The organism is Nostoc sp. (assembly GCF_054880495.1).
Genome location: NZ_JBTYKD010000044.1, coordinates 1 through 11,476 on the forward strand (window position 1 = coordinate 1; position 11,476 = coordinate 11,476).

12 protein-coding genes are annotated in these 11,476 nt (G+C 43.2%); 7 read left to right on the forward strand and 5 right to left on the reverse strand.

Annotated elements, in window-relative coordinates; all coding sequences use genetic code 11:
* The 6 genes from ACYTXL_RS04970 to ACYTXL_RS04995 form a co-directional block, all read left to right on the forward strand.
* Positions 1-498, forward strand: a 498-nt coding sequence (locus tag ACYTXL_RS04970; RefSeq protein WP_461923729.1) for an Rpn family recombination-promoting nuclease/putative transposase, incomplete at its 5' end; no start/stop codon positions are given.
* Between the two features lie 156 nt (positions 499-654).
* Positions 655-2,349 carry an ABC-F family ATP-binding cassette domain-containing protein gene (locus ACYTXL_RS04975; RefSeq protein WP_461923730.1) on the forward strand — a complete coding sequence of 565 codons (1,695 nt, stop codon included), beginning with the start codon at positions 655-657 and terminating at the stop codon, positions 2,347-2,349.
* A gap of 221 nt (positions 2,350-2,570) precedes the next feature.
* Positions 2,571-4,169, forward strand: a complete 1,599-nt coding sequence (gpmI, locus tag ACYTXL_RS04980) for a 2,3-bisphosphoglycerate-independent phosphoglycerate mutase (RefSeq protein ID WP_461923731.1) — start codon at positions 2,571-2,573, stop codon at positions 4,167-4,169.
* A 189-nt stretch (positions 4,170-4,358) separates the two neighbouring features.
* Complete coding sequence (gene secG, locus ACYTXL_RS04985; protein ID WP_461923732.1) at positions 4,359-4,592, forward strand: preprotein translocase subunit SecG; 234 nt, start codon at positions 4,359-4,361, stop codon at positions 4,590-4,592.
* A 10-nt stretch (positions 4,593-4,602) separates the two neighbouring features.
* Positions 4,603-5,418: a peptidase gene (locus ACYTXL_RS04990; RefSeq protein ID WP_461923733.1), complete on the forward strand. Its 816-nt coding sequence runs from the start codon at positions 4,603-4,605 to the stop codon at positions 5,416-5,418.
* A gap of 301 nt (positions 5,419-5,719) precedes the next feature.
* Positions 5,720-5,872 carry a PIN domain-containing protein gene (locus ACYTXL_RS04995; RefSeq protein WP_461923734.1) on the forward strand — a complete coding sequence of 51 codons (153 nt, stop codon included), beginning with the start codon at positions 5,720-5,722 and terminating at the stop codon, positions 5,870-5,872.
* Here the strand turns inward: ACYTXL_RS04995 and ACYTXL_RS05000 are convergent.
* Positions 5,852-6,247, reverse strand: coding sequence for a DUF29 domain-containing protein (locus tag ACYTXL_RS05000; RefSeq protein WP_461923735.1), 396 nt, complete (start codon positions 6,245-6,247; stop codon positions 5,852-5,854). The genes ACYTXL_RS04995 and ACYTXL_RS05000 overlap by 21 nt on opposite strands.
* Positions 6,248-6,337: 90 nt before the next feature.
* Between ACYTXL_RS05000 and ACYTXL_RS05005 the strand changes: the two genes are divergently transcribed.
* A complete protein-coding gene (locus tag ACYTXL_RS05005; RefSeq protein ID WP_461923736.1) occupies positions 6,338-6,496 on the forward strand; it encodes a hypothetical protein in 159 nt (52 codons plus the stop codon).
* A gap of 72 nt (positions 6,497-6,568) precedes the next feature.
* On the opposite strand, the gene ACYTXL_RS05010 is transcribed toward ACYTXL_RS05005, so the two are convergent.
* The 4 genes from ACYTXL_RS05010 to deoC all read right to left on the reverse strand — a co-directional run bounded on the left by ACYTXL_RS05010 (position 6,569) and on the right by deoC (position 11,371).
* Positions 6,569-7,717: a glycosyltransferase family 4 protein gene (locus ACYTXL_RS05010; RefSeq protein WP_461923737.1), complete on the reverse strand. Its 1,149-nt coding sequence runs from the start codon at positions 7,715-7,717 to the stop codon at positions 6,569-6,571.
* Positions 7,718-8,057: 340 nt separating this feature from the next.
* On the reverse strand, positions 8,058-9,713 hold the full coding sequence (locus tag ACYTXL_RS05015; RefSeq protein WP_461923738.1) for an MFS transporter: 1,656 nt from the start codon (positions 9,711-9,713) through the stop codon (positions 8,058-8,060).
* Positions 9,697-10,602, reverse strand: coding sequence for a DNA repair protein RecO (recO, locus tag ACYTXL_RS05020; RefSeq protein WP_461923739.1), 906 nt, complete (start codon positions 10,600-10,602; stop codon positions 9,697-9,699). The genes ACYTXL_RS05015 and recO overlap by 17 nt, the downstream gene beginning before the upstream one ends.
* Positions 10,603-10,690: 88 nt before the next feature.
* A complete protein-coding gene (gene deoC, locus ACYTXL_RS05025) occupies positions 10,691-11,371 on the reverse strand; it encodes a deoxyribose-phosphate aldolase (RefSeq protein WP_461923740.1) in 681 nt (226 codons plus the stop codon).
* Between the last annotated feature and the right edge of the window lie 105 nt (positions 11,372-11,476).

An 11,476-nucleotide genomic window follows, 5' to 3' on the forward strand; every position in this document is an offset into this window, starting at 1 on the left:
GTCGGTTCAGCACTCTTATGTGTGGAAAATCTTCATCCTGTTACCCGCGTTTTTGTCAAGTATTTTTTATACAAAATAAGGTGCGTTTACCCTGGCATTGCAACTGCTAAATTAGTAATTGCAGCCGACGATATAGCGATCGCACAAGCAAGGGAGTTGATAGACAGAACCAAGTCAGAGATAAGCTCACCAGCAAAACAGCAGCAATTATTACAATTTATAGAGACTATTTTGGCTTACAAGTTTCCCACAATGAGTAGGGAGGAGATGGAGCAAATGTTTGGCTTAAGCGAGTTAAAGCAAACCAGATTTTATCAGGAAGCCTTTGAGGAAGGTGTTGAACAAGGTAAGGTTCAAGGCATTGAACAAGGTAAGGTTCAAGGGAAACTAAAAGCAGTACCAGCAATGTTGGTAACAGGGTTGACTGTACAACAAGTAGCACAGGCGTTAGATTTAAGTGTTGAAGAAGTCAGACAAGTAGCACAAAGTCAGCCTTGAGATAGATGTGGTAAGTTTTCTGGGTGACTCAAGCCAAATTTAGTTTGCGGCTCCCCAAACTCGATCGCGACGAATTTATAGTTAATTTTTGTTAATATTAGAAGCGGTGTTAGTACTTCGTCCTCAACCACCCACTCCCTACCTGAGAGAAACTTAATGCTGCGACTAGAACATATAAGTAAAATTTATCCCACAGGCGAAGTTCTCAAAGATATCAACTGGGAAGTTAAACCAGGCGATCGCATTGGCTTAGTCGGTGTCAACGGTGCTGGAAAATCCACGCAACTAAAAATCATCTCTGGGGAAATTGAACCCACCGCCGGCGAAATTATTCGCCCTAATAGCTTACACATAGCTTACCTCAACCAAGAGTTTGAAGTAGACCCCACCCGCACCGTTAGAGAAGAATTTTGGACTGTCTTCAAAGAAGCCAACGAAGTACAGTTATCTCTGGCGCACATACCACAAGAGATGGAAACGGCTACCCCAGAGGAACTTGATCGACTAATCGACAAGTTGGATCGCTTGCAGCGCCAATTTGAAGCCTTGGATGGCTACAACTTAGACGCACGCATCGGGAAAATATTACCAGATATGGGGTTTGGGGTAGAAGATGGCGATCGCCTCGTCAGCGCCTTCAGTGGTGGTTGGCAAATGCGGATGAGTTTGGGAAAAATCCTCCTGCAAAAACCCGATTTGTTGCTGCTGGATGAACCGACTAACCACCTGGATTTAGAAACCATTGAGTGGTTGGAAAATTACCTCAGAGGGCTAATTACGCCGATGGTAATAGTCTCCCATGACCGGGAGTTCCTTGACCGCCTCTGCACCCAAGTTGTGGAAACTGAACGTGGCGTTTCCGCCACCTACCTGGGTAACTACTCGGCATATTTATTACAAAAAGCCGAAAATCAATCAGCACAACTTAGCGCCTACGAACGCCAGCAGAAAGAATTAGAGAAACAGCAAACCTTTGTTGATAGATTTCGCGCCAGTGCTACCCGCAGTACCCAGGCAAAAAGCCGGGAAAAGCAACTCGACAAAATCGAGCGCATTGAAGCACCCGTTGGTGGGATGAGAACTCTACACTTCCGTTTTCCCCCTGCACCCCGGAGTGGACGCGAGGTAGTGGAAATTAAAGATTTAACTCATCTTTATGGTGATAAGATCCTGTTTTTGGCAGCAAATCTCCTCATTGAAAGGGGCGATCGCATTGCATTTCTTGGCCCTAATGGTGCTGGGAAATCTACCCTTCTGCGCGTGATTATGGGTATGGAACCACCCACAGAAGGTAGCGTGAAATTAGGCGATCATAACGTTCTTCCCGGTTACTTTGAGCAAAATCAAGCTGAAGCCTTGGATTTGAAGAAAACTGTCATGGAAACTATCCATGATGAAGTTCCCGACTGGGATAATCAAGAAGTCCGCACGCTTTTGGGACGCTTCTTATTTACTGGTGACACTGTATTTAAGGCAGTTGGGGCATTAAGTGGAGGAGAAAAAGCTCGTCTAGCGTTGGCAAAAATGCTCTTACGTCCCGCGAACTTACTAATTTTAGATGAGCCGACAAACCACCTAGATATTCCAGCTAAAGAAATGCTGGAAGAAGCGCTCAAAAATTATGATGGTACAGCAATTGTAGTTTCCCACGATCGCTACTTTATTTCTGAGGTAGCAAACAAAATCGTCGAAATTCGTGATGGTGAATTCCGTGTTTACTTAGGAGATTATCATTACTATCTACAAAAAATTGCCGAAGAGAAAGAACAAGCAAAATTAGCTGCAATAGAAGCCGAAAAAACAGCGAAAAAAGCTGCTAAAGCTGCTAAAGCTTCCACAAAAAGGAAATGATCAAGTAGAAAATGGCTTAGTAGTAGTGCGAAAAGGCTACTACTTAAGTAATCACTGCTTATTAGCGTTCAAAAATATTACAGAAAAATTACTAAAATTTAAAAATATTTCAAAAAACTGCAAGTCCCTGATCAAAGAAATTAATAAGCAAAAATTCACTTGCGGCGTGGATTAGCAGTGGTATCATTCGGGTATTACAAACAGTAAAGGGCAATTTTACTATGACCAAAGCACCTGTTGCTCCTGTGGTGCTAGTCATTTTAGACGGATGGGGCTACTGCGAAGAAACGCGAGGAAACGCTATTGTTGCTGCTAAAACTCCAATCGTGGACACTTTATGGGCAGCTTACCCGCATACCCTCATCCACACATCAGGAAAAGCTGTAGGGTTGCCAGAGGGTCAAATGGGCAACTCAGAAGTTGGTCATTTGAACATTGGTGCTGGGCGAGTGGTACCGCAAGAACTTGTACGCATCTCCGATGCAGTCGAAGACGGTTCTATTGCCTCTAACCCAGCACTCCTCAAAATTTGCCAGGAAGTTCGTTCTCGCAATCGCAAGCTGCATCTAGTAGGACTTTGTTCTGAGGGAGGGGTACACTCGCATATCACCCATCTATTCGGACTACTTGACTTAGCCAAAGACCAGCGAATTCCAGAAGTTTGTATTCACGCCATAACTGATGGTCGTGACACCGCGCCATCTGACGGTGTAAAAGCAATCACACTGCTACAAGATTATATAGACCGCAGAGGAATTGGGCGCATAGTCACCCTTAGCGGTCGCTACTACGCGATGGATCGCGATCACCGTTGGGATCGTGTCAAACGCGCCTATGATGTGATGACCCAAGATGGTGCAGGTGGCGATCGCCAAGCTGTGGAAGTCTTGCAAGCATCTTACGCCGAAGGGGTAAAAGATGAATTTGTCAACCCAATCAGAATTGCTCCCGGTGCAATCGAACCAGGGGATGGGGTGATATTTTTCAACTTCCGCCCCGATCGCGCCAGACAACTAACTCAAGCTTTGGTAAGTCCCACATTTAACGGTTTTGAAAGACAGCAAATCACACCGCTATCTTTTGTCACCTTTACGCAGTATGATTCAGATTTACCCGTGGCTGTAGCCTTTGAACCTCAGAATCTCAGTAACATTCTGGGAGAAGTCATAGCCAATCATGGTCTGAATCAGTTACGCACCGCCGAAACAGAAAAATACGCCCACGTCACCTATTTCTTTAATGGGGGTCTGGAGGAACCTTTTGTTGGAGAAGACCGAGAACTGGTAAGCAGTCCGATGGTAGCGACTTACGATCACGCCCCAGCGATGTCAGCAGCAGCAGTTACAGATGTAGCGATCGCTGCAATTCAAAAGGGTACTTATTCCCTAGTTGTGATTAACTATGCTAACCCCGACATGGTAGGGCATACTGGTCAAATCGACGCTACCATTACAGCAGTTGAAATAGTTGATCGCTGTTTGGGACGCTTGTTAGAGAGCGTGATCAAAGCCGGCGGTACAACAATTATTACTGCCGATCACGGCAACGCTGAGTATATGCTAGATAATGGGGGTAATCCCTGGACAGCTCATACCACTAATCCAGTCCCCTTCATCTTGGTGGAAGGTGAGAAAGTCAAAATCCCTGGATATGGTACAAATGTCGAACTGCGAAGCGATGGCAAGCTATCCGACATCGCCCCCACAATTCTAGAGATTTTACAGCTGCCTCAGCCGCCAGAAATGACCGGGCGATCGCTGCTGAAAACCGCAGAATATGAGCTACAACGCACTCGCACCCCCGTACAAGTAGGGTTGTAAAAGAGTTAGGAGTGAAAAGTTCATAGTGAGGAGTGAATAATTAAGAGTTAACACTTAACAGTGAAGAGTGATCAATTAAGACTTTTCCACCTCCCAACTCCTAACTCCTGTACAGACGCGATTAATCGCGTCTTTACTCCCAACCCTAACTCCCGTTTTTTGAAACTTTTTATAAATGAGATTCCTACCATGACAGTTACTTATATCGTGCAAGGCATTTGGACTTTTTCCGCCACTGGTTTGATTATCTTCGTTTTACTGCATAGCCCCAAAGGTGATGGCATTGGGGCTATTGGCGGACAAGCCCAGCTATTTAGCAGCGCCAAGAGTGCAGAAAACACCTTAAACCGAATTACTTGGGCATTGACAGTAATTTTTCTCGGTTTAACAGTAGTTTTAAGTGCTGGTTGGCTGCCTAAATAAGGATAGGTAAATGGGGAGAAAAACCGAACATCCAATACTTAACACCCGAATAAATTTAATTTCACGGCGGTTAATTATAGCTCTTGCCTTATTTATTGGCACAGGGCTGTTAATCGTTTTTACTAATCTCCAGTCAAGTAATGGGTTGACAAAAATACCAAAATATGTATATTCAGACTTAATAATTTCTCTCCCCACCTCATCTTCGCCAAAAGCCCATCCCTTACCGTCCACACTCGCACGCTGGCAAGATAGTACTAACAGTGGTGACTACTTTTCCCAAGTCAAAACAACCCAAGTTGGTTATTTAGTCTGGTCACAATTTCCCGTTCGAGTTTACGTAGAACCACCAAAAGCCGTTAACGAAAAACAAGCTCAAGCATGGGTTAACGGTGTCTTGCAGGGCGTACAGGAGTGGAGTAGTTATTTACCTTTGACAATAGTCGAACAGCCAGAAATTGCTGATATTACGATTGTACGAAAAGCGCCACCTTTACAAATTTCTCCTGGTAATAATATATCCCGTGCGCGATCGGCACAAACTACTTACGAGTTATACACCAGCAACAATGTTTTATCCCACCGCTTCACCATCTTGCTAAGTCCCAGTCAAACAGGTGAGTATATCCAAGCAGCAGCCCGCCACGAATTCGGTCATGCGCTAGGAATTTGGGGTCATAGTCCGCTACAAACTGATGCTTTATACTTTTCTCAAGTTCGTAACCCGCCACTGATTTCTGTTAGGGATGTGAATACCTTGAAGCGGGTTTATGAACAGCCAACCAATTTAGGATGGTCTTTAGTGGATAATTCAAAGATTAAGTAGAGCGGCGTGAATAATTCAAGGTTTGTAGTCAGGACTTTAGTCCTAATTTGAGGGCTGTTCGCGAAGCGTTCCCCCAGGGTAGCCCTCTCTACGAGACACTTCTCTACGAGACGCGGCGCGTAGCTTGCAACTCCTGCGGAGTACGGCAAGCTCAGAGCATCGCGCTACGCGAACACTACGAACTCATCTCAAGATTTTTTACATTACTTAATCTACTTTGATTTATTCTCACCTACTTACTTAATTGATCGATAGGTAGAGTATATGCTCGTCGCTAGAGCAAAAATACTACTGCGAAATAATGACAAATGCCTACCAACTTGTACTTGATACTAATGTACTGCTTAGTGGTTTACGATCTAACTGTGGTGCATCTTACAAACTGTTAACAATTCTTAATGATAGGCGTTGGCAGTTAAATGTCTCTACCACCTTAGTCTTTGAATATGAATAAATTCTCAAACGAGAAAAAGAGCAGCTTAGATTGAGCGATGAAGATATTGACAAAGTTATTGAAGTTATTTGTAGAATTGGCACTTAAATCTTCATTTAGTTGATTCCGAAAACTAATAATTTCTGCTGCCCAATGATTAGCATTTCTTGGCTTTTCTAAATCCCAATATTGATAAAGTAATAAATGTCTAATAATCTGTTCTAACAGACTTTTTACTCGCTTTTTCTCGTTTTTAGCCAAATCTTCCAGTTCTTCTATTAAGTTTTCATAGTCAACTTCTGCTAATTGCCTCGCTTTGAGACATTTAATAGTCTCCTCTAACCATTGCAGGTAATTGGATTTATATAATGTTTTTAGGTCAATAATTGCAGTCATTTTTTAATTTTATTATTTATTCCATTAAGTCATTCTAGCGTTGTATATACAATGTATTTTATATGTGTTGCTTGATGCGAGAGTTAAATTATGGATGGCGAAGAATTGATCCAGCGATATGCCTCTGGGGAGCGAGACTTTAGCGGCGCTGATTTGAGAAAAGCTGGGATTTTCAATGGCAGCAGAAGCCTTTTCTTTAAGGATGCCATTTTCAAGGGTGTTAAACTGATACTGATGAAGAAAAGCTAAACTGCACCTGATGCATCTGGAGAACAGGGATAAGCGTAAAAATTGGTAGGCATCCGCACTTCTTCCTTTTCCCTACGCTCTGCGACTTAGTGGTAGAGGTCGCTGTGCTAAAACTTCTTTATAAAGTTCTTCCAGCAGAGTAATATTTTTACTCAGGGTATAGCGTTCTAATACGCGCTGTCTGGCTTTTTGGCCTAGTAAGGTTGTTAACTCTGGATGGTCTTGGAACACTGGCAAAAGGGTTCTTAATTGCGAACGCGCTGTTTTGGTACTAATAACTACACCTGCGCCTTTTTCCAATACTTCTCCATCTGCACCCACGTCTGTTGCTAAACATGCCAACCCACATGCCATTCCTTCTAACAGAGATAGGGACAAACCCTCTACCAATGAAGGTAAAACAAATACATCTGCGCCCCGCAAAATTTCGATGCGTCGGTCTTCATCGGCGACAAATCCCAACCAGCTAATGCCGTATTCTGAACCAAAAAACGGCTCCAAAGAAGACTTCAAAGGACCGTCGCCAACAATCAATAACTTAGTACCAGATTCCATTGCCGACTGCTTCCAAGCCCGGAGGAGGGCTTCAACATTTTTCTCTGGTGCTATGCGACCCTGATAAACAAACAAGCGTTCAGCTTTAAATTCTGTTTTGACTTGAGAAAGTCCTGGAGAATACTTAGCGGTGTCAACACCGTTGGGAATTACGGCAATATTTTCTTTCCTTACACCCATCCCTGCCAATAATTCTCGCTGAATTTGAGAAAATACAATCACGCGATCGTAATTAACTAAAAAAGGTGCGTAGAGCTGATAAGCCAAAAGTTGTGTACCCGATATCAGCTTTGCCCCCTTACCAGCAAAAGGTGTATGAAAAGTGGCAATTAAGGGCAACCTCAGTTCCTCACAGATTTCCGGTAGAAAAAAGTCTAGAGGAGATAGCGTCAAGGAAGCATGGACTATATCTGGCTTGATTTTCCGCAGCGAATCAGTTAAAACTTTGGTCGCTTTAAAAGTGGGAATTGTGTAAACCTGGGACTTGTAAATGAAAGGGAGAGAAACCTCTCGAAGATTTGGCCAGTTGTCAGGTTCCGACTCTTCCTGGGCGAAGTGAAGAAAACTAACTTGATGTCCCCTATCTAGCAAGGAATTTGTAATTTCTCGACTGTAGGTGACATTGCCGCAAAAGGGCGATTTTTTTCCAATCCAGGCTATACGCATTCTTTATTTAGCTGTAAGAAAAGCGGGGTTGATCTATTACTTCTGTATGCTTTGTGATTTGATTTTATCTAAGTATACTTGCTGGTTTTTTTAGTTATTACAGATTCCGACGACACTTTATTTTAAAAAGCCTATTTTAAGCTGATTAAACCAGTGGATTTATGGCTTTATTTATTCTATTTATAAGTTGTTAATTTATGATATTTAAACAACTTATTCTGACTAAAGTCAGATTGATATCCCGCAAGTAGGTGATAAATTTTCACTGACGACAGTTTACCATGAACAGAAAAGCTTTAAAGAAATTAGTAATTAGTTCCAGGTAATGAATAATAACTAACTACTTACGTGAGTTATACCAGGTTAATATACCTCCTGAAAAGACGATCGCAGCTAATCCCAAAAAAACTACCTGTAATCCCAGAAAGGTTTCTGCTACACCTGCTAATGCCAAAGGTAAGGAAAGGGCAATATTAATTACATTGTTCTGCAAGCCAAAAACTTTACCACGCATTTCTGGAGGTGTTTCTGTTTGGATCGCGGTTTGCATGGGAATTCCGACGAGCGCCCCAAAGATCCCTAATAGCGCCACCAGTAATAATACTAGCCATAGTTGGGTTGTAAATACTGATAGACCAATCAGGGATGCTGCCATGCCCATAGAACCATACAGACTTAGTTGAGTATAGGAGAAGCGTTGACCAAATTGACCAAGAATTGTTGCTCCCGCAGCGATGCCAACACCGCCGGCTGCTAGTAAAAAGCCGAACTGGGAGGCTTTCATGTTGGGAATTATTTCTGCCATGCGAACGGCTAGAACAGTTAATGCTGCAAAAACAGAAAACAAGATAATCAACTGAAGTAAAGCATTGCGGATGCCATGATTTGCTTTGAGGTAGCTGAAACCGTCCCGCAAGTCAGAGAATACGTGAGGGAATTCTGTATCGGGATCGTGGTGTTTTTCCTTAGTTGCCAAGAGGAATAAAATTAGTCCAGCGATCGCATAACTACCACCGACTAAAAGTTCTTTGCCCAAACTACCATTACCACCAATTTGCAGCCAAAGTCCATCGGCGATCGCTAACAATGGTTCTCCGACAGCAAACCCCACGATCACTGATGCCATCATCGTTGTTGTGTAAAGCGAATTTGCCGACAGCAAATGCTGTTCTTCTACGATCAAAGGAATTGCCGCCTGTTCTGCCGGGGCAAAAAACTGCGTCAAAGTCGAAACTAAAAAAGTTACACCCAGGATGATTATAAAACCTACTGGCAGCACTCCTATAGGTTGCAAATCATGAGTCAACCACACCAGGAAGGGAATTGATAAAACCAGGATGCCGCGCCAAACATTCGTTGCTACCAACACAGCCTTTTTCGACCAGCGATCGACAAACACGCCAGCAACGGAACCAAACAATACGGCTGGAATAGTAAAAGCCATCATTAAGACTGATACCCAACCACTAATACTCTGATTGCTTGCTTGAAACTGAGTATTAATCAAAGCAATCATTAGTACCAAATAAACTTTATCTGCTAGTTGGGAAAAAACTTGACCGCCCCAAAGAGCCAGGAAATTAGGGTTTTTTAATACAGGCAAAAACCCCTGTTGTGTTACATTCTTTGTAACTGCTTCTCCACCTGAACCAGACCCATCTAATTTCGATGGTTCTTTTTCTGCGATCATGGCTGCTGGGAAATTTTGCCCATTACGAGTGCCGTTGCTATCTACCTCAGCAGTAGTTAATTTGTCCTCAGATGGTGTTTCTAATTGACTTGAAACATCAGTTTTTGATATCTCCTCTATCCAACTTTGATCCTTTTTAGAAACGTCTTTTGGGGACATTTGTTGGCCATTAATTTGACTAGATGTACACTTGGAAACGGCACTCAAGTCATTATTAACTGTAGGATCTAATGCCCTATTCTGTTTTTTGACGAGGCTTGGTGACAAAGGCAGGATTTTTTTATCCAAATCAGACGGTTGCATCATGGTTGGCAGCAAAATAAGAGTCGATCAAGGTAGCAGAGCGAATAGGGCGACCTAATTGATACTGAGCATACTGGCGCAAAATCTGCTCAACAGATAACCAGTTATGATCTCTAGCACCATCAATTTGCATTATCTCTGGTTGTGACAGATGTTGAAGCAAAACCAATTCCATAGCACCCAGACGACAAGAAATCACAGGTATTTCTTGCCGATGCACAACAACTGTTTGGGCATGGGGCATGGGGCATTGGGCATTGGGCATTGGGTATTGGTCTCTCCTCATCTCCCTCTCCCCCTCTGTTCGTAAACGTTCCCTAGCTTCTAAAGAAACGGTTCCACCCGCAGGGATACTAAATCCTACCTGCCAGTTGGGATCTGTAAAGTCTGGTTTGAGGGGATGCTCAGATAGGCAGCAAACTTGCACTTGCGGCGTCAGTCCTGCTAAGGCTAAAAGGTGAAACACGCCATGAGCCAGATGAGCCAAAACACCAGATGGATTCGCACTAGATACCGCCTCCAACCGATGGAGATGTTCATTGAACAACTCATAAAGTTCTTCTTGGGGTTGTTCGCTCAAAGCTTGACACAGGACTATTTCTGCTAAATACTGACTGGCAGCCAATTTTCCCAAATCTTTAGCTAAACCAGGATAAGTTTTTAACGTCTGTGCTTGAGTAATTTTATCAAGCGATCGCCCTTTGGCAATCAATAGTTCATTCACAACAAACATCCCACTCCTACCGCCCAGGCTGGAGTTGTGCTTACGTGCCCCTGGAGCTACTGCTCGAATCAAACCGAATTCCCGTGTCAAAATCGTCACTATTTTATCTGATTCTCCCAGCACTTGGGTTTTGAGATTAATTCCCGTTGCTTTGTAGGTTCTACTCATTAGTTCTTAAGTCATTAGTCACTAGTTATTAGTCGTTAGTCAAGGGTCATTAGCTTAGGACAAATGACAAATGACAAATGACAAATGACTATTCACCCTTTCCCAGGTTATCGCGTTGGCGGAGCAAATCCATACCGCGAGATGTGCCTAATCTAGTAGCACCCGCTACGATTAAGTCTAAGGCTTGATGGATAGTGCGGATACCACCCGAAGCTTTAATTCCCACCCTATCTTTGGCCAATTCATGCAAAAGTCGCACATCTGCCACTGTTGCACCGCCATTCAAACCTGTACTAGTTTTTAAGAATGCCGCTCCCGCCTCCATAGCTATTTCAGCAGCTATTTTTTTCTCCGCATCTGTCAACAGGTTGATTTCCAAAATTACCTTGACAGTTTGGCCCGTCTCTTCACAAATTTCGGCAATCTCTCGGTAGACTTCTTCAGTTTTACCAGCTTTCAACCAGCCCAAATTCATTACCACATCCAACTCAGTAGCCCCACTATCCGCCGCTTCTTGAGCCTCATACAGTTTCACTGCTGAAGTCGTCGCACCAGCAGGAAAGCCAATCACCGTACAGACTTTCGGGTTCTTGCCGTGAAGGAGTTCGACTGCTTGTTTAACATAGGCGGGGTACAAGCAAACCGCCGCAAAATTGAATCTGTATGCTTCTTCACACCACTGCTCAACCTGCTCTGGAGTAGCTGTTGGCGTTAACAGGGCGTGATCGATAAATGGCGCAATATCAATGCCTGGATAGTCTGCTGCCATCGTGTCTTTTACCAGTGATTGATTATTAAACTTTATAAAAAATTAAACCATTTCTTATATATATATTAAACCACATTTATTACGAGTTTATCCTGAAAACAATCT